We start from the raw sequence: 19555 nt of genomic DNA, 5'->3' as shown, positions 1-19555 counted from the left end.
CAGCCTTGATTTCGACTGACACGCAGCCTTCGCAAGCCAGCCCGTTTCCACATCTTCATTTTGAAATCAGGACTTGACCACTCGACTGGATGATAAGCATTATCATTCGCTCGAAACGGATCAGGTTCTCCCGTGAGTCAATCGCACTTCAATCACGTCTTCCTTGCCCAGCGCAATTCGCTGCTGCGCACGCTGGAACGGATGGTCAACAACCACAGCACCGCCGAAGACCTGTTGCAGGAAACCTACCTGCGCGTGACGCGGGCGTTGAGCGAGCGGGCCATCGATCACCTTGAACCCTTTGTCTTCCAGACCGCGCGCAATCTGGCGCTGGACCATTTGCGGGCGCGCAAGATCCATTCGCGCACCATGGTCGACGACGTGCCACAGGACGTGGTTCACAGCGTCGCCGCCCCCGCCAGCAGCGCCGAAGATGCCGCCCACGCCGAACAATTGCTGGAGCGCCTGAACGTGAGCCTCAGTCAACTCAGCCCGCGTCAGCAGCAGATTTTCATCCTCAGCCGCCTGCACGGGCACAGCTATCAGGAAATCGCCAGCGAACTGAACGTGTCCCTCAGCACCGTGCAGAAAGAACTCAAGCTGATCATGACCATCTGCATTGGCGTCGCCGAACGCCTGAATGGCGACTGAGCCGGCCGGTTGCAGATCGACTGCACGGATCATCGGGCTTTGTTACCCTTGCCCGACTTTTACGCTTCACTAAAAAAACAGCCGTGCACAGACACTGCCGAGGAAACACCGTGACGGACACCCACCGCTCGCCTTCGCCCTCATCGGCGCAGGATGCCGCAAGCGCAATGGACCAGGCCCTGGACTGGCTCATCGTGCTCGGCAGTCCGGATGAAGAGCAGACCCGGCAATTTCATGCCTGGCTGGCAGCGGATCCGTTGAATGCGGCGGCGTTCGCCAAGGCCCAGGCGATCTGGGATGGCCCGCAAGTCGCCGAATGTGCGCAACACCTGGCGGCAAAACCGGCAAAAGTCACCGTCCTCACCCGGCTGCGTCCGCACTGGAAACCGCTGGCGACCGCCGCCGTTCTTGTGCTCGGTCTGTTCAGTTTCAGCAATCTGCCCATGCGTTTGCAGGCCGATCACCTGACGGTGGTCGGCGAACGCCAGCGCCTGCAACTGGAGGACGGCTCGAAGGTTCTGCTCAACACCAATTCGGCGTTCTCCAGCACGATCAACGAGCAAAAACGCGTGGCCCGCCTGTATCAGGGCGAGGCGTTTTTCGAGGTCGCGGCCAATCGCGGCCAGCCGTTGGAAATCGATGCCGGCCCGGTCAAGGCCAGCGTGCGCGACACCGCGTTCGCCGTGCGCTACCTCGACGGCGTGGCGCAGGTTCGCGTGCAGCGTGGCGACGTCGATCTGCAAGCTACCCGTGACGACGCCCGGGTGCGTCTGTCCGCCGGGGAAAGCATCCGCATCGGCCCCAACGGTTTCGACCGTCCGGCGAAAGTCGACGCCGCCACCGATCTGGCCTGGGTGCAGGGTCGGCTGGTGTTCGAAAACTGCCCGCTGAGCCAGGTGCTGGCGGAGCTGCGTCGCTACTATCCGGGTTGGATCATCAACACCAACGAGCAGTTGGCCGACGTCGCCGTCACCGGCAATTACCGTCTCGACCAGCCGCTGGACGTGGTGCGTTCTCTGGCCCACATCACCTCGGCCAAGCTCCAGGAATTCCCGGCGCTGGTGATTTTGAACTAAATGAGAATTATTTTTACTCGATAGCGAAAGCTCGTTCGTCTCGTTATAGCCAATGCAATTGATTCGCATCTCGCGAACTCAATCAGCACCTATAAAGATTCGTGCGACACGGAGCGCTATTGATGTCCTCACGCCTTACCCGCCAGACTTCTTCCCCTTCCCGCGTGCTGTCGCTGCTGACTGCTGCCATTCTGATGGCCGGCACCGCGCCGCTGATGGCCGCCAGCGAGCAGCCGGCGCGCAACATGGGCGACTATTCGTTCGCCATCGGCCAGCAGCCGCTGGTGTCGGCCCTCAATGCCTTCACTGCCGTCACGGGCTGGCAGGTCGGCTTGCCGGCGCAACTGGGTGAAGGCGTGTCGTCGCCGGGCGTGCGCGGTTCGCTGCCACCGGAAAAAGCCCTGGAGCGCCTGTTGGTGGGGACCAACCTGAGCTTCCGCAAACTGGGCAACAACAACGTCGTGCTGGAGAAACGCAGCACCAGCGGCGCGCTCAATCTCGATCAGGTGACCATCAGCGCCACCCGTCAGGAGCAGTCGGTGAACAGCGTGCCAAGCACCGTCACCGTACACACCCGCGAAGAGCTCGATCGCAACAACGTCAACACCATCAAGGATCTGGTGCGCTACGAGCCGGGCGTCTCCGTGGGCGGCGCCGGTCAGCGTGGCGGGATCAGCGGCTACAACATCCGTGGCATCGACGGTGACCGCATCCTGACTCAGGTCGACGGCGTCGAAGTGCCAGACGGCTTCTTCAACGGCCCCTACGCCAAGACCCAGCGCAACTACGTCGACCCGGAAATCATCAAGCGCGTGGAAATCCTTCGCGGCCCGGCCTCGGTGCTGTACGGCAGCAACGCCATCGGCGGCGCGGTCAGCTACTTCACCCTCGACCCGGATGACATCATCAAACCGGGCAAGGACGTCGGCGCCCGTTTGAAAACCGGCTACAGCTCCGCCGACGAGAGCTGGCTGAAGTCCGCCACCGTCGCCGGTCGCGCCGAGCAGTTCGACGGCCTGTTGCACTACAGCCAGCGTGACGGCCATGAAACCGACTCTTACGGCAGCAACAACGGCACCGGCCTCGAGCGCACCGCCGCCAACCCGGAGGACGTGAAAGCGACTAACGTGCTGGCGAAAATCGGCTGGAACTACAACGAAGGCTCGCGCCTGGGCCTGACCTACGAAAAGTACAAGGATGATCGCGACACCGATCAGAAAAGCGCCTACGGCGGCCCGTACTTCAACGGCGCCCCGACCATCCCGGACAGCGTGCTGCCCGGCGGCATGTACCAGTGGCGCACCGGCAACGACACCATCACCCGTGAACGTTTCGGCCTGGAGCACAGCTTCGAGCTGAACAGCCTGCTGGCAGACAACGTGAAGTGGAGCCTCAACCACCAGACCGCCAAGACTGACCAGAGCACCGACGAGTTCTACTACCCGATCACCCGTAAAGTGCTGCGCACCCGCGACACGATTTACGAAGAGAAGCAGTGGATCTTCGACGCGCAGGCGGACAAGGCTTTCAGCATCGGCGCCACCGATCACGTCCTGACCTACGGCACCACCCTCAAGCAGCAGGAAGTCACCGGTTCGCGCAGCGGCGACGGCAAGTGCCTGGCGGTCGGTCGTGGCTGCACCGCCATCGGCGCCACCAGTGCGGCCGACGTGTTGAAGAAGTCCAGCGACTTCCCGGACCCGACCATCAACACCTACAGCCTGTTCGCCCAGGATCAGATCAGCTGGAACAACTGGACCTTCCTGCCGGGCCTGCGCTACGACTACACCCAACTCAAGCCGCACATCACCCAGGAATTCCTCAACACCGTGGCCGCCGATGGCCTGGGCACCGTCAGCGACGAGAACAAGACCTGGCACAAAGTCTCGCCAAAATTCGGCCTGACCTACGCCCTGAGCGAGAACTACACTTGGTACGGCCAGTACGCCGAAGGCTTCCGCACCCCGACCGCGAAAGCGCTGTACGGTCGCTTCGAAAACAGCACCACCGGCTACAACGTGGCGCCGAACCCGGACCTGGAACCGGAAAAAAGCAAAAGCTATGAAACCGGCCTGCGCGGCAACTTCGAGTCCGGCTCGTTCGATGTGGCGGTGTTCTATAACAAGTACCGCGACTTCATCAACGAAGACGCTGTCACTCCCGGCTACAGCGAGCTGACCTTCCAGACCAACAACATCAAGCACGCCACCATCAAGGGTGCCGAGGTCAAGGGTCGCCTGAACCTGGATACATTCGGAGCGCCGCAAGGCCTGTACACCCAGGGTTCGATTGCCTACGCCTACGGTCGCAACGACGACAGCGGTGAGCCGCTCAACAGCGTCAACCCGCTGACCGGGGTGTTCGGCCTCGGCTACGACCAGGACAACTACGGCGGCCTGCTGAGCTGGACCGTAGTGAAGAAGAAGGATCGCGTCGACGACAGCAACTTCAAGTCGCCGGACGGTGTCAGCAGCCAGTTCAAGTCGCCGGGCTTCGGCATTCTTGACCTGACCGGGTTCTACAAAGTTACCAACGACGTCACCGTCAGCGGCGGCATCTACAACCTGACCGACAAGAAATACTGGCTGTGGGATGACGTGCGCGGTTACGACAGCGTCGGCGAAGCGGCGGTACTCAGCCCGGCCAACCTCGACCGTCTGACCCAACCGGGTCGCAACTTCGCGGTCAACCTGATCTGGGACATCTGATCCTGCCTGCCTCACTGCGCGTGACCATCGTCGCGCAGTGAGGTTTTTTTACTGTCCGGCACTGGCCCGTTCGTCTCGTTATCAAGTGCCAATTCTTTTCAAGGACATCTCATGACTGCCCCGGAAAAATCCCTGCGTTCGCAACGCCTGAACCAGATCACCCACGAACCGCACAGCAAGCTCGATGCACTGGTCAAGGCCCATGCGCCGTTCGAGACCCGCGCCAGTTTCGCCCGCTTCGTGGTTGCGCAGTACCTGTTCCAGTCGGAGCTGGTCGACCTGTACAACGATGCCGAACTGACCGCCATCGTGCCTGACCTGCCAGCCCGTTGCCGCGCCGAAGCGGCCAAGGCTGACCTGGCGGACCTGGACACTGAAATCCCGGCCCCGGTGGCCGGCGCGGTGAAGAACCCGAGCAAGGCCCGCGCCCTGGGCTGGATCTTCGTCTCCGAAGGCTCGAAGCTCGGCGCCGCGTTCCTGATCAAACGCGCTGTTGCGCTGGAACTGAGCGAAACCTTCGGCGCCCGTCACCTCGGCGAGCCGGAAGGTGGTCGCGCCGAAGGCTGGAAGCGCTTCGTCAAAACCCTGGACTCGCTGCAGTTCACGGCCGAGGAAGAAGCCGAAGCCGAGCAAGGCGCCCTCGATGCCTTCAACCGCTTCACCGTGCTGCTGGAGCAGGCCTACTCGACCGAAGCCGAACCGGCCTGACCCGCTCTCCCCTTGTGGGAACGGGCTTGCCCGCGAATGCGCTGTGTCAGTCAACACAGTCGGCGGCTGACACGGCCTCTTCGCGAGCAAGCCCGCTCCCACAGGGAATTGCGTAAGCCTGTAAGATCCCGTTCCCGCTTCAGAAGTCTCCCACTGAGTCCATGCCGCAACCCGCCTCCTCAAAACTCGCCCGTGTGCTGTTCGGCCTGCTGGCCTACGTCAGCCTCGGCATCGGCCTGATCGCCATTGTCGTGCCCGGCCTGCCGACCACCGAGTTCATTCTGCTCGCTGCCTGGGCCGCGACGCGCAGCTCGCCGCGCCTGAGTGCCTGGCTGGAAAACCATCGGTTGTTCGGGCCGATCCTGAGCAATTGGCGCAACGGCAAGATCATCGCCCGCAAGGCCAAGGTCAGCGCCACGGTCAGCATGTTGCTGTGCGCCACCCTGATGCTGGTAATGCTCGATCACGGCTGGCCAATCTACCTGGCAATCGCCGGCATGAGCCTGGGCAACCTGTGGATCTGGTCGCGCCCCGAATCCCTGCCTGATCCTGTCTGATCCCCCCCCTGCAACAGCCGTGAAACTTCACTGTAATTAAGTGCCTTTTCAGCACATTTTCCTGCGCAAACGTTTAGCCATGACCGTTCGTCGGCAGGCCATTCATGCGCCCTCGTTATGCGCCGATGAGCAAAACATGGCGCTGAATGGATTTGGCGAACCGGGTGAGTCCGCCCCGTGGCCAACCGTACATTCCATTCGCGAGATCGCCCCATGTTCGACTCTCTTTCCATTCGCCTGAAAATCGTCCTGCTGTCCGGCCTGTGTCTGCTCGGCGTGGTTGCGCTGATTGTCGGCATCAACATCTACCAGACCAACCAGAACGACGAACTGGTCAACGACTCCAGCAGCAAGATGCTCACCGCCAGTGTGCAGAATCTGTTGCAGGCCAAGGCTGGCGAGCAGGCCGTGCGGGTGCAGAAAACCTTTGGCGAAAGCCTGACGGTGATCACCGCCCTGGCCGATCAGATCAAGGACATGCGGGTGATGGCCGCCAAGCGTTCGCTGGACGCCGGAGCCCTGCGCGAGGAGCTGAACCAGAGCGTGAAAACCGCGTTCGAGCGCAACGGCAAAGTGCTCGGCGTGTGGCTGGCGTTCGAACCCAACGGCCTCGATGGCAAAGACAGCGAATTCGTCAACGACGCCGCCCGCCAGTCCAATGAGGCCGGGCGCTTCGCCACGTACTGGAGCCGTGCCGCCGGGGCCGCGCTGAACACGATCATGGTCGAAGACGACATGACCAAGACCACCCTGAGCCTCAGCGGCACGCCCTACAACAGCTGGTACACCTGCCCGCGCGACAACAAGCGCACCTGCCTGCTCGACCCGTATGCCGATACCGTCGGCGGCAAGGAAATGCTCATGACCACGATTTCCGTACCGCTGCTGGTGGACGGCAAGGCGATCGGCGTGGTCGGTATCGACATCGCCCTGGACGCCCTGCAAGCGGCGGCGGTGGACTCCCAGCGTGAGCTGTTCAACAGCGCCGGGCACATGCTGATCGTCTCCGGCAGCGGCGTGCTGGGCGCTTACAGCAACGACGCGAGCAAGGTCGGCAAAAGCATCGGCGAAACCCTCGGCGCCGAAGGCAAGGACATCCTGCAACTGCTCGGTGCCGGCGCACCGAAGATCCTCGAACAGGGCGATTTGATCCGCGCGGTGTACCCGGTCAATCCGATTGCCGATTCCAAGGCTTGGGCGGTGGTCATCGACCTGCCCAAGCAAGTGCTGCTGGCCGATTCGGTCAAGCTGCAAGCCGTGCTCGACGACGCCCAGCGAACCGGCACGCTCACCGCATTGCTGGTGGCGGTAGTCGCGGGCCTGGTGGGGCTGCTGCTGATCTGGCTGACCGCATCGGGCGTCACCCGGCCGATCAACAGCGTCGCCGAGATGCTGAAAAACATCGCCAGCGGTGAAGGCGACCTGACCCAGCGTCTGCACTACAGCAAGAAGGATGAGCTGGGCGAGCTGGTGAACTGGTTCAACCGCTTCCTCGACAAGCTGCAACCGACCATCGCGCAGATCAAGCAGAGCATCACCGAAGCTCGAGGCACCGCCGACCAGTCTTCGGAAATCGCCCGCCAGACCAGTGAAGGCATGCAGGTGCAGTTCCGCGAAATCGATCAGGTCGCCACCGCGTCCAACGAAATGAGCGCCACCGCCCACGACGTCGCCAACAGCGCCTCGAACGCCGCCAACGCGGCAAAAGGCGCCGACCAATCGGCGAAGGACGGCATGTCGATCATCGAACGCAGCACCCGCGACATCAATCAACTGGCCGACGAGGTCAGCAAAGCGGTGGCCGAAGTCGAAGCGCTGGCGGTCAACAGCGAGCAGATCGGTTCGGTGCTGGAGGTGATCCGCAGCATCGCCGAGCAGACCAACCTGCTCGCCCTCAACGCGGCGATCGAAGCGGCCCGCGCCGGCGAGAGCGGACGCGGTTTTGCGGTGGTCGCCGACGAAGTGCGCAACCTGGCCAAGCGCACCCAGGATTCGGTGGAGGAAATCCGCCTGGTGATCGAGCGCATCCAGACCGGCACCCGTGGCGTGGTCGCGACCATGCACTCGAGCCAGACCCAGGCCCACAACAATGCCGGGCAGATCCGCCAGGCCGTGGACGCCCTGGGCAAGATCAGCGACGCGGTGACGGTCATCAGCGACATGAACCTGCAAATCGCCAGCGCCGCCGAACAGCAGAGCGCGGTGGCCGAAGAGGTCAACCGCAACGTCTCGGCGATCCGCACCGTGACCGAAACCCTGACCGAACAGGCCACCGAATCGGCGGCGATCAGCAGCCAGCTCAATGCCCTGGCGAGCCAGCAGATGAAGTTGATGGATCAGTTCCGCGTCTGATTTGATTTATGATCAGGCCCTCTTCCGGAGGGCCTGCGATGACTGATCTGCTCACGTCCGTTCAAGCCGCACTCGGCTTGTCCCACACACCGATTCCGTTGACCGGCGAAGGCGCTCTGCCCTCGGTGTTTGCCGTCACCGACCTTGCCTGTGCGAGCATTGCCGCTGCCGGGCAAGCCGTCGCCGAACTCCTCCAGCAGCAAACCGGCGACTTGCCCAGCGTAGAAGTTGACCGCCGCCTCGCGTCATTCTGGTTTGCCGCCTCACTGCGACCGATCGGCTGGGAAGTACCGCCGCTGTGGGATCCGGTCGCCGGTGACTATCCGACGAAGGATGGCTGGATTCGTCTGCACACCAACGCCCCGCACCATCGCGCCGCCGCTGAAAGCGTGCTGGGTGCCTGTGCCGACCGTGCGGCGATGACAGAGAAAGTCGCGCGATGGTCCAGCGCCGATCTGGAACAAGCGGTGGTCGACGCCAACGGCTGCGCCGCTGAAATGCGCAGCTGGGCGCAATGGCAGCAACATCCGCAAGGGCTGGCGGTGAATGCCGAGCCGCTGGTTCAGTTCCTCGATCACCCGGAGGAAAACCGCCAGGCGTGGCAAGGCTCGATGGCGCAACCGCTGGCCGGCCTCAAGGTACTCGACCTGACCCGTGTCCTCGCCGGCCCCACCGCCAGTCGCTTTCTCGCCGGCCTCGGCGCCCATGTGTTGCGCATCGATCCACCGACCTGGAACGAACCCGGCGTGGTGTCGGAAATGACCCTCGGCAAGCGTTGTGCCCGCCTCAATCTGCAGGATCCGGCGGATCGCGCGGTGTTCGAGGGGCTGCTGCAAGACGCCGACATCCTGCTCCACGGCTATCGCGCCGATGCGCTGGAACACCTTGGCTTCGGTGCCGAACGCCGCCGACAACTGGCGCCGGGGTTGATCGACGTCTGCCTGAATGCCTACGGCTGGAGCGGCCCGTGGCAGAACCGCCGGGGCTTCGACAGTCTGGTGCAGATGAGCAGCGGCATCGCCGAGGCCGGACAGCGCTGGAAACATGCCGACAAGCCCACGCCACTGCCGGTACAGGCACTGGATCACGCCACCGGGTATTTGATGGCAGCGAGTGCGATCCGGTTGCTGAGCGAGCGCTTGCACAGTGGACGGGGCGGTTCGGCACGGTTGTCACTGGCGCGCACGGCGAAGCTGCTGATCGAGCATGGGCCGGGGACGAATGAGGTGTTGCGTGCCGAGGTTCAACAGGATCAGGACTTGCGGGTGGAGCAGACACCGTGGGGGCCGGCACATCGGTTGCAGGTGCCCCTGCGGATAGAGGGAACGCCATTGCAATGGGCTTTACCGGCTACGGAGTTGGGGGCGCATCGGGCGCGGTGGTTTTGACTGTGGTGCACCTCAATCCCCACGACTCAAAGCCCCCCACAACACCTGCGCCGCATACCCGCGAAATGGCCGCCAGGCCTCAGCTCGCGCCGCCAGGTCCCGCGCCGTCGGCCGCTCGCCCTCCAGCACTTCCAGCGCTCGCAACAAACCGACATCGCCATGGGGAAAGCCATCCATGTCCCGCAACTGGCGCAAGGCGATGTACTGCGCCGTCCACTCGCCAATCCCGTGCAACGCCAACAGCCGCGCCACCCCCTCCTCGCGCCCTGGCTCGAACAACGCCGGATCATCCAGCAACGCCTGTGCTACGCCGGACAAGGTTCGCCCGCGACTCTTCGGCATGCCCAGCGCCGCCAGATCAGCCACCGCCAGCACCTCTGCACGAGGAAAAACGTGCGTTAGCCCCGGCACCGCACACGCCAAAGGCTCGCCATACCCGGCCACCAGTTTCCCCGCCAGCCGAATCGCCGCCACCACCGTAATCTGCTGCCCGAGCACCGCGCGAAACGCCAGTTCCAGCCCGTCCCACGCCCCCGGCACCCGCAGCCCCGGACGTTCGACAATCAACCGCGCCAGCAACGGATCACGCGCCAGATGCCCGTGCATCATCGGCAAATCCGCGTCCAGATCAAACATCCGCCGCAAGCGCGCAACAATCTCCGGCACGGCCGTCGCATCGGGAAAATCCAGCGCCACCTCCAGCGCATCTTCGGCGCTCGGCCACAGCGAAACGCAACCATGCACCCCGTTCAAACCGATGCTGCGCGAATACACGCCATCGACCACCGTCTCCATCCCGGTCACCGCCCGCGCCGCCAGAAAACCGAGCATCGCCGGCCAGTCATAGGGCGGCTGATATTCGAGTCGCAACCTCACAGCGACAGCAAACCGCTGTACAGCCCGTACGCCGCGAGTCCTGCCCCGGCGATCACGCAGGTGAAAATGCCCTTCTCGATGGTGGTGAACAGTGGCTCGCCCTGCTCATGCTTGGCCTTGGCGAACAGAATCACCCCCGGCGCGTAGAGCAGCGCCGACAGCAGCAGGTACTTGACCCCGCCGGCATACAACAGCCACACCGCGTAACACAGGGCGATGCCGCCGATCAGCAGATCCTTGGTGCGCTCGGCCGAGGCGTGTTCGTAGGTTTCGCCGCGTCCGCTCAGCAGCACCGCGTAGGCCGCCGACCACAGGTAGGGCACCAGAATCATCGATGACGCGAGGTAGATCAGACTGGTGTACGTGCCCTCGGAAAACAGCGTGATCAGCAGGAACAGTTGAATCATCAGGTTGGTCAGCCACAACGCGTTGACCGGCACATGGTTGGCGTTTTCCTTTTTCAGGAACGCCGGCATGGTCTTGTCCCGGGCGGTGGCGAAGAGGATTTCGGCGCACAGCAGCGCCCAGGACAACAACGCGCCGAGCAGCGATATCGCCAGACCGATGCTGATCAACAACGCGCCCCACGGCCCGACGATGTGTTCCAGCACCGCCGCCAGTGACGGGTTCTGCAAATCCGCCAGTTCCGGCTGGCTCATGATCCCCAGCGACAGCACGTTGACCAGCACCAGCAACGCCAGCACGCCAATGAAACCGATCACCGTGGCCCGCCCGACGTCGCTGCGTTTCTCTGCCCGCGCCGAGTACACGCTGGCGCCTTCGATGCCGATGAACACGAACACCGTCACCAGCATCATGTTGCGCACCTGCTCCATCACCCCGCCGAAGTTCGGGTTGCTGCGGCCCCAGATGTCTCGGGTAAACACGTCCGCCTTGAACGCCACCGCTGCAATCACCACGAACATGATCAGCGGAATGATCTTGGCCACGGTGGTCACCTGGTTGATGAACGTCGCCTCCTTGATCCCGCGCATCACCAGGAAATGCACGGCCCACAGCAGCAGCGAGGCGCAGCCAATGGCAATCGGTGTGTTGCCCTGGCCGAACACCGGGAAGAAATACCCGAGCGTGCTGAACAGCAACACGAAATAGCCAACGTTGCCCAGCCAGGCGCTGATCCAGTAACCCCAGGCGGAGGAGAAGCCCATGTAGTCGCCGAACCCGGCCTTGGCGTAGGCGTACACCCCGGAATCCAGCTCCGGCTTGCGGTTGGCCAGAGTCTGGAAGACAAATGCGAGGGTCAGCATGCCGATGGCGGTGATGCCCCAGCCGATCAGGATCGCCCCGGCATCGGCGCGGGCCGCCATGTTCTGCGGCAGCGAGAAAATCCCCCCGCCAATCATCGATCCGACCACCAGGGCGATCAGCGCCCCAAGGCGCAGTTTTTGCGTCGGTTGCGACATTGAAGCGTCTCCCATTCCCCAAGGGCGGCGGTTGCCGCAAAACCGTCATGTAACCGGCATTAACTAAATGGATAAAGCGTAATAACGTTTATTCGATAACGCCAATTCTCGCTTTTTATATATAGCCGATCACTCTAACTCATAGTACGAAACATCTAGTTACCAGCCGGGACACTAATAAATCGAATCTGTTCCGAAAACAGATGATGAAAATTTGCGAAAACCCGAAAACCATCTAAGTTGAAATTCGAAGCAATGAGAGCAATTCCTTTTTGATCTAGCCAGAGGCCTCTGGAACAGGCTTTTCCGGTCGTATGCTTTTGCCTGATCCCGAGAGATAAGTCATTCATTCAACAATGGAATGTAGCGATGCACTGATCCATGTCAGCTGTTTCACCGACAGGTCGACTTAACCTGATGTCTCTCTTCTCCTACATTGGAGTCATGCAATGTCTGAATCCCCCGGAAAACTAAAACTCGGCGCACTCGTTGCGCTGGTAGTTGGTTCGATGATCGGTGGCGGGATCTTTTCATTACCGCAAAACATGGCCGCCAGTGCGGACGTCGGCGCCGTGTTGATCGGGTGGGCCATTACCGCCGTCGGCATGCTCACCCTCGCTTTTGTCTTCCAGACCTTGGCCAATCGCAAACCTGACCTGGACGGTGGTGTTTACGCCTACGCCAAGGCCGGATTTGGCGATTACATGGGTTTCTCATCCGCCTGGGGTTACTGGATCAGTGCCTGGCTGGGGAACGTGGGGTACTTCGTTCTGCTGTTCAGCACCCTGGGTTACTTCTTTCCGGTGTTCGGCGAAGGGAACACCGTCGCGGCGATCATCGGCGCCTCGTTGCTGCTGTGGGGCGTGCACTTCCTCGTGCTGCGGGGGATCAAGGAGGCGGCGTTCATCAACCTGGTGACCACCGTCGCCAAGGTCGTGCCGCTGCTGCTGTTCGTGCTGATCGCGATCTTCGCTTTCAAACTGGAGATCTTCACCGCCGATATCTGGGGCGTGAAAAACCCGGACCTGGGCAGTGTGATGAATCAGGTGCGCAAGATGATGCTGGTCACCGTCTGGGTGTTCATCGGCATTGAAGGCGCGAGCATTTTCTCGGCCCGGGCGGAAAAACGCTCCGACGTCGGTAAGGCCACCGTGATCGGCTTCATCACCGTGCTGCTGTTTCTGGTGCTGGTGAACGTGCTGTCGCTGGGCATCATGACCCAGCCGGAACTGGCGAAACTGCAGAACCCGTCGATGGCCGCCGTGCTCGAGCATGTGGTCGGTCACTGGGGCGCGATCCTGATCAGCGTCGGCCTGATCATTTCGCTGCTCGGGGCACTGCTGTCGTGGGTGCTGCTGTGTGCGGAGATCATGTTCGCCGCCGCCAAGGACCACACCATGCCGGAGTTCCTGCGCAAGGAGAACACCAACCATGTGCCGGTCAACGCCCTGTGGCTGACCAATGCCATGGTGCAACTGTTCCTGGTCATCACCCTGTTTTCAGCCAGCACTTACCTGTCGCTGATCTACCTCGCCACCTCGATGATCCTGGTGCCCTACCTGTGGTCGGCGGCGTATGCCCTGCTGCTGGCGGTGCGCGGCGAAAGCTATGAAGGCGCGGCCAGCGAACGCAGCAAGGACCTGCTGATCGGCGCGGTCGCCCTGATCTACGCGATCTGGTTGCTGTACGCCGGCGGCACCAAGTACCTGCTGCTCTCGGCCCTGCTCTATGCGCCCGGCGCGATCCTGTTCGCCAAGGCCAAGATGGAACTCAACAAACCGGTATTCACCAACGTCGAGAAGCTGATTTTCGCCGCAGTGGTCGTGGGCGCCATCGTGGCAGCCTACGGACTGTACGACGGCTTCCTGACCCTGTAATGCACCGATTGTTTCACTCTGGAGGATCACTGTAATGACCACGGAAAAAGTTAAGTACGGCGTCCATTCCGAAGCCGGCAAACTGCGCAAAGTCATGGTTTGTTCCCCCGGCCTGGCCCATCAGCGGCTGACCCCGAGCAACTGCGATGAACTGCTGTTCGACGACGTGATCTGGGTCAACCAGGCCAAGCGCGATCACTTCGATTTTGTCACCAAGATGCGCGAGCGCGGCATCGAAGTCCTGGAAATGCACAACCTGCTGACCGAGACCGTGCAGAACCCCGAAGCGCTGAAATGGATTCTCGATCGCAAGATCACCGCTGACACCGTAGGCCTCGGCCTGACCAACGAAGTGCGCAGCTGGCTCGAAGGCCTGGAGCCACGCCGGCTCGCCGAATTCCTGATCGGCGGCGTGTCCGGTGAAGACCTGCCCGACAGCGAAGGTTCCAACGTCATCAAGATGTACCGCGACTACCTGGGCCATTCGAGCTTCCTGCTCGACCCGCTGCCCAACACCCAGTTCACCCGCGACACCACCTGCTGGATCTACGGCGGCGTGACCCTCAACCCGATGTACTGGCCGGCGCGCCGTCAGGAAACCCTGCTGGCCAGCGCCATCTACAAATTCCACCCCGAGTTCACCAACGCCGACTTCGAAGTCTGGTACGGCGACCCGGACAAAGACCACGGCAAAGCCACCCTTGAGGGCGGCGACGTGATGCCGATCGGCAATGGCGTGGTGTTGATCGGCATGGGCGAGCGCTCGTCGCGTCAGGCCATCGCGCAACTGGCGCAGTCACTGTTCGCCAAAGGCGCGGTGGAAAAAGTGGTGGTCGCCGGCCTGCCGAAATCCCGTGCGGCGATGCACCTGGACACCGTGTTCAGCTTCTGCGATCGCGACCTGGTCACGGTGTTCCCGGAAGTGGTCAGGGAGATCGTGCCGTTCGTCATCCGTCAGGATGAAAGCAAGCCTTACGGCCTGGACGTGCGACGCGAGAACAAGACCTTCCTCGAAGTGGTGGCCGGGGCGCTCAACCTGCCGAACCTGCGCGTGGTGGAAACCGGTGGCAACAGCTTCGCCGCCGAGCGCGAGCAATGGGACGACGGTAACAACGTGGTGGCCGTGGAACCGGGCGTGGTCATCGGCTACGACCGCAACACCTACACCAACACCCTGCTGCGCAAGGCCGGGGTCGAGGTCATCACCATCAGCGCTGGCGAACTGGGCCGTGGCCGTGGCGGCGGCCACTGCATGACCTGCCCGATCGTGCGTGATCCGATCGACTACTAAACCTCTGAGCCCTGGCTGTCACTGACCGAGTGCAGCCAGGGGGATAACCGATACCGAAGGAGATCCATCATGGCTTTCAACATCCACAACCGTAACTTGCTGAGCCTGGAGCACCACTCCACCCGCGAGCTGCGTTACCTGCTCGACCTGTCCCGCGACCTCAAGCGCGCCAAATACACCGGCACCGAGCAACAACACCTGAAGGGCAACAACATCGCCCTGATCTTCGAAAAAACCTCGACCCGTACCCGCTGTGCCTTCGAAGTCGCCGCCTATGACCAGGGCGCCAACGTCACCTACATCGACCCGAACTCTTCGCAGATCGGCCACAAGGAAAGCATGAAGGACACCGCCCGCGTGCTGGGGCGCATGTACGACGCCATCGAGTACCGGGGCTTCAAGCAGGAAATCGTCGAAGAGCTGGCGAAGTTCGCCGGGGTGCCGGTGTTCAACGGCCTGACCGATGAATATCACCCGACACAAATGATCGCCGACGTGCTGACCATGCGCGAAAACGCCGACAAGCCCATCCATGAAATCAGCTACGCCTACCTGGGCGACGCGCGCAACAACATGGGCAACTCACTGCTGCTGATCGGCGCCAAACTCGGCATGGACGTGCGCATCGCTGCACCGAAAGCCCTGTGGCCCCATGACGATCTGGTGGAACGCTGCAACAAGTACGCGGAAGAAAGCGGCGCGCGCATCACCCTGACCGAAGACCCGAAAGCGGCGGTCAAAGGCGTGGACTTCATCCACACCGACGTCTGGGTCTCGATGGGCGAGCCGGTCGAAGCCTGGGGCGAACGCATCCAGCAACTGCTGCCGTATCAGGTCAACGCCGAGCTGATGAAAGCCTCGGGCAACCCGCGCACCAAGTTCATGCACTGCCTGCCGGCGTTCCACAACAGCGACACCAAGGTCGGCAAGCAGATCGCCGAGCAGTATCCACACCTGGCCAACGGCATCGAAGTGACCGACGACGTGTTCGAGTCGCCAGCCTGCATCGCCTTCGAGCAAGCGGAAAACCGCATGCACACCATCAAGGCAATCCTGGTCTCGACCCTGGCTGACCTGTAAAGCCCCAGTGGGAGCGGGCTTGCTCGCGAATGCGGTGTTTCAGGCGCTACCGATGTTGCCTGACACGCTTCCTTCGCGAACCCACCCGCCCCCACCGTCGACCGGGAGCCCGTACTTTCCTTTTTCAGAAGGACCAGCATCATGCGTATCGTCGTTGCTCTGGGCGGTAACGCCCTGCTCCGTCGCGGTGAACCGATGACCGCCGACAATCAGCGCGCCAACATCCGTATCGCCACCGAGCAGATCGCCAAGATCCATCCCGGCAATCAACTGGTCATCGCCCACGGCAATGGCCCACAGGTCGGGCTGCTGTCGTTGCAGGCGGCGGCCTACACCTCCGTCACCCCTTACCCGCTAGACGTGCTCGGTGCCGAAACCGAAGGCATGATCGGCTACATCATCGAACAGGAACTGGGCAACCTGCTGGACTTCGAGGTGCCGTTCGCCACCCTGCTGACCCAGGTCGAAGTCGACGCCCAGGACCCCGCCTTCAAGAACCCGACCAAACCGATCGGGCCGGTCTACGACAAGGCCGAGGCGGAAAAACTCGCCGCCGAAAAAGGCTGGGCGATTGCCCCCGACGGCGACAAGTTCCGCCGCGTGGTCGCCAGCCCACGGCCGAAACGCATCTTCGAAATCCGCCCGATCAAGTGGCTGCTGGACAAGGGCAGCATCGTGATCTGCGCCGGCGGTGGCGGCATCCCGACCATGTATGACGAGAACCGCAACCTCAAGGGTATCGAGGCGGTGATCGACAAGGACCTGTGCTCGGCGCTTCTGGCCGAACAACTGGAAGCCGACTTGCTGGTGATCGCCACCGACGTCAACGCGGCCTACATCGACTTCAACAAGCCGACCCAGAAAGCCATTGCCCAGGCCCACCCGGATGAATTGGAGCGCCTGGGCTTCGCCGCTGGCTCCATGGGGCCAAAGGTGCAGGCAGCCAGCGAATTTGCGCGCCATACTGGCAAGGTCGCGGTGATCGGTTCGCTCGCGGATATCGAAGCCATCGTCCAGGGCAGCGCCGGCACGCGGGTCAGCACCGCTACGCCGGGGATCACTTACCGATAACAAGAAACTCCGGGGGCAGGCCGGCGGTCTGCCCTTCTCCCATGCCTTGAAAGGAGAACACCATGGCCCAGTTCGAACCCGGCCGTTTGCACATCGAGCGACACGCGCTGACCAAAGGTGATGTCAACTACGACATTTGCCTGACTTATGAAGTGGCGCAGGACCCGCAGAAAGGCAAAGGGATGCAGTTCCGGATGCACGGCACGATCCAGGGCAAAGCGGTGGACGAGCCGTTCTTTCTGCCCAAGGAAGAGGCCTACAACTTTGCCCGAAACGTGACGCAGATTGCCGAAAAATACGGCATCCCCAAGGCCTTGAGCAGTATCCAGTCGACCCACAAGCATTACGACGCCATGTTCGAGGACATCCGGGTGCAACTGAACATGAAGTCCGGGGAGCCGGTGAATCCCGAGCATTTCGAATAAACCCCGAAGGCCCCTCACCCTAATCCTCTCCGGGGGAGAGGGGACTGACCGAGTTGTCGAACGGCAGACATCGACCTGAACACCTGAGTCGATTATGGATTCACAGCAGTATTTTCAGGTCGGCGTATCTCCCGAGCATCCCACAATCGGCTCCTTCTCCCCCTGGGAGAGGGCTGGGGTGAGGGGTGGCTTTTGATGCTGCTCAAGGCATACTTGCCCCCCTCCGCATCCCAGAACACTGAATCGCCCCATGCGTATCCACGTCAGCTTCATCGACCGCGTCGGCATCACCCAGGAAGTCCTGGCCTTGCTCGGTGGGCGCAACCTCAATCTGGATGCGGTGGAGATGGTGCCGCCGAACGTCTACATCGACGCCCCGACCCTGAGCCCGCAAGTACTTGAGGAGCTGAAAGACGCGCTGTTCCGCGTGCGCGGCGTCGAGGCCGTGGTGGTGGTCGACATCCTGCCCGGCCAGCGTCGGCACTTGCAGCTCGATGCCTTGCTCGCGGCGATGACCGACCCGGTGCTGGCCCTCGACAGCGCGGGCAAGGTGCTGCTGGCCAACCCGGCGCTGATCGCCTTGTACGGCCGTGAGCCGGCGGGTGAAAGTGTCGCTGAACTGTTCAACGACCCGGCCCTGCTGGAAACCCTGCTCGAACAGGGCTTTCGCCTGCCGCTGCGGGAAATCACCGTCAACGGCCAGACGCTGCTGCTGGACGCCACACCGATCACCGACGCCGGCGCCCTGCTCACCCTCTACCAACCGAACCGCATCGGCGAACAACTCTCGGCGTTGCACCACGACCACGCCGAAGGCTTCGATGCACTGCTCGGCGAGTCACCGCCGATCCGCACCCTCAAGGCCCGCGCGCAGCGTGTGGCGGCACTCGATGCGCCGCTGTTGATCCAGGGCGAAACCGGCACCGGCAAAGAACTGGTGGCCCGCGCCTGTCACGCCATCAGCGCACGGCACAACGCGCCGTTCCTCGCGCTGAACTGCGCGGCCCTGCCGGAGAACCTCGCCGAAAGCGAACTGTTCGGCTACGCCCCCGGCGCCTTCACCGGCGCCCAGCGCGGCGGCAAACCGGGGCTGATGGAGCTGGCTAACCAGGGCACGGTGTTTCTCGACGAAATCGGCGAGATGTCGCCGTACCTGCAGGCCAAGTTGCTGCGGTTTCTCAACGACGGCAGCTTCCGCCGGGTCGGGGGCGATCGTGAAGTGAAGGTCAACGTGCGAATCCTCAGCGCCACCCACCGCGACCTGGAAAAGATGGTCAGCGAAGGGTTGTTCCGCGAAGACCTGTTCTACCGCCTCAACGTACTCAATGTCGAAGTCCCGCCGTTGCGCGAACGCGGCCAGGACATCCTGCTGCTGGCCCGTTATTTCATGCAGCAGGCCTGCGCGCAGATCCAGCGCCCGGTCTGCCGCCTGGCCCCCGGCACGTATCCGGCGCTGCTCGGCAACCGCTGGCCGGGTAACGTGCGACAGTTGCAGAACGTGATCTTCCGCGCAGCGGCGATCTGCGAAAGCAGCCTGGTGGACATCGGCGACCTCGACATCGCCGGCACCTCGGTGGCGCGGCAGACCGACACCGACGTCGACAGCCTCGAACAGGCCGTGGAAGGTTTCGAGAAATCCCTGCTGGAAAAGCTCTATGCCAGCTACCCCTCGACCCGCCAGCTCGCCAGCCGCCTGCAGACCTCCCACACCGCCATCGCCCATCGACTGCGCAAGTACGGCATTCCCAACAAGACCTGAAACAACCTGAACCTTGCCGTCACTGAAGATCTTTGCGGGCGTGGGCTTGCGCGCAAAAAGCGCTACATCCGATCCGACGCCTTCGGGGGCAAGCCTGCTCTTACGGAGCTTGCGCCAAAAGCGACCTCCATCTGTACTGAAAGCGCTACAGCGGAACGATATCGCTACACCCCTCTGTGATCACCACTTTGCAAGGCTTTGATCCGGTTCAGCTTTTCTCCTCGCCCTACGCTGTAGCGATTTCGCTACAGCCACATCTTCTTATGCGCCATAAAAATCACATAACTATTTGATTTATAACGATAATTTTAT

15 protein-coding genes are annotated in these 19555 nt (G+C 62.2%); 13 read left to right on the top strand and 2 right to left on the bottom strand.

Translation table 11 applies throughout. The features are described 5' to 3' along the window. The first annotated feature begins 132 nt into the window (after positions 1-132). The 7 genes from N8H74_RS11325 (at position 133) to N8H74_RS11295 (ending at position 9440) form a co-directional block, all read left to right on the top strand. Positions 133-651, top strand: a complete 519-nt coding sequence (locus tag N8H74_RS11325; protein ID WP_262147580.1) for a sigma-70 family RNA polymerase sigma factor — start codon at positions 133-135, stop codon at positions 649-651. Between the two features lie 110 nt (positions 652-761). Then, positions 762-1727: a FecR domain-containing protein gene (locus N8H74_RS11320; protein WP_217832864.1), complete on the top strand. Its 966-nt coding sequence runs from the start codon at positions 762-764 to the stop codon at positions 1725-1727. A gap of 122 nt (positions 1728-1849) precedes the next feature. Beyond that, positions 1850-4435, top strand: a complete 2586-nt coding sequence (locus tag N8H74_RS11315) for a TonB-dependent receptor (RefSeq protein ID WP_262147578.1) — start codon at positions 1850-1852, stop codon at positions 4433-4435. 111 nt (positions 4436-4546) lie between these two features. Further along, positions 4547-5143: a biliverdin-producing heme oxygenase gene (locus N8H74_RS11310; RefSeq protein ID WP_262147576.1), complete on the top strand. Its 597-nt coding sequence runs from the start codon at positions 4547-4549 to the stop codon at positions 5141-5143. 161 nt (positions 5144-5304) lie between these two features. After that, positions 5305-5700 (top strand): YbaN family protein, encoded by a 396-nt coding sequence (locus tag N8H74_RS11305; RefSeq protein WP_217832861.1) that lies wholly within the window; start codon positions 5305-5307, stop codon positions 5698-5700. Positions 5701-5913: 213 nt separating this feature from the next. Further along, positions 5914-8052 (top strand): methyl-accepting chemotaxis protein, encoded by a 2139-nt coding sequence (locus N8H74_RS11300; protein WP_217832860.1) that lies wholly within the window; start codon positions 5914-5916, stop codon positions 8050-8052. Between the two features lie 38 nt (positions 8053-8090). Next, positions 8091-9440: a CoA transferase gene (locus N8H74_RS11295; protein ID WP_262147573.1), complete on the top strand. Its 1350-nt coding sequence runs from the start codon at positions 8091-8093 to the stop codon at positions 9438-9440. 12 nt (positions 9441-9452) lie between these two features. On the opposite strand, the gene N8H74_RS11290 is transcribed toward N8H74_RS11295, so the two are convergent. Together N8H74_RS11290 and arcD (N8H74_RS11285) are read right to left on the bottom strand one after the other, a co-directional pair. Further along, on the bottom strand, positions 9453-10316 hold the full coding sequence (locus N8H74_RS11290; protein WP_262147571.1) for a DNA-3-methyladenine glycosylase: 864 nt from the start codon (positions 10314-10316) through the stop codon (positions 9453-9455). After that, on the bottom strand, positions 10313-11740 hold the full coding sequence (arcD, locus tag N8H74_RS11285) for an arginine-ornithine antiporter (protein WP_262147569.1): 1428 nt from the start codon (positions 11738-11740) through the stop codon (positions 10313-10315). The genes N8H74_RS11290 and arcD (N8H74_RS11285) overlap by 4 nt, the downstream gene beginning before the upstream one ends. Before the next feature lie 449 nt (positions 11741-12189). Between arcD (N8H74_RS11285) and arcD (N8H74_RS11280) the strand changes: the two genes are divergently transcribed. The 6 genes from arcD (N8H74_RS11280) to N8H74_RS11255 all read left to right on the top strand — a co-directional run bounded on the left by arcD (N8H74_RS11280) (position 12190) and on the right by N8H74_RS11255 (position 19243). Then, positions 12190-13617: an arginine-ornithine antiporter gene (gene arcD / locus N8H74_RS11280; protein ID WP_262147567.1), complete on the top strand. Its 1428-nt coding sequence runs from the start codon at positions 12190-12192 to the stop codon at positions 13615-13617. Positions 13618-13651: 34 nt separating this feature from the next. Next, positions 13652-14908: an arginine deiminase gene (arcA, locus tag N8H74_RS11275; RefSeq protein WP_217832855.1), complete on the top strand. Its 1257-nt coding sequence runs from the start codon at positions 13652-13654 to the stop codon at positions 14906-14908. A 69-nt stretch (positions 14909-14977) separates the two neighbouring features. Continuing rightward, positions 14978-15988, top strand: coding sequence for an ornithine carbamoyltransferase (locus N8H74_RS11270; RefSeq protein ID WP_217832854.1), 1011 nt, complete (start codon positions 14978-14980; stop codon positions 15986-15988). Positions 15989-16129: 141 nt separating this feature from the next. Continuing rightward, positions 16130-17059, top strand: coding sequence for a carbamate kinase (gene arcC, locus N8H74_RS11265; protein ID WP_217832853.1), 930 nt, complete (start codon positions 16130-16132; stop codon positions 17057-17059). 62 nt (positions 17060-17121) lie between these two features. After that, positions 17122-17484, top strand: coding sequence for a DUF5064 family protein (locus N8H74_RS11260; protein ID WP_217832852.1), 363 nt, complete (start codon positions 17122-17124; stop codon positions 17482-17484). Between the two features lie 250 nt (positions 17485-17734). Further along, positions 17735-19243, top strand: coding sequence for a sigma-54-dependent transcriptional regulator (locus tag N8H74_RS11255; RefSeq protein ID WP_217832851.1), 1509 nt, complete (start codon positions 17735-17737; stop codon positions 19241-19243). The last annotated feature ends 312 nt before the right edge of the window (positions 19244-19555 follow it).

Source organism: Pseudomonas sp. B2M1-30 (assembly GCF_025447575.1).
GTDB classification, from domain to species: domain Bacteria; phylum Pseudomonadota; class Gammaproteobacteria; order Pseudomonadales; family Pseudomonadaceae; genus Aquipseudomonas; species Aquipseudomonas botevensis.
This window is presented reverse-complemented; position numbering and strand designations above follow the sequence as displayed.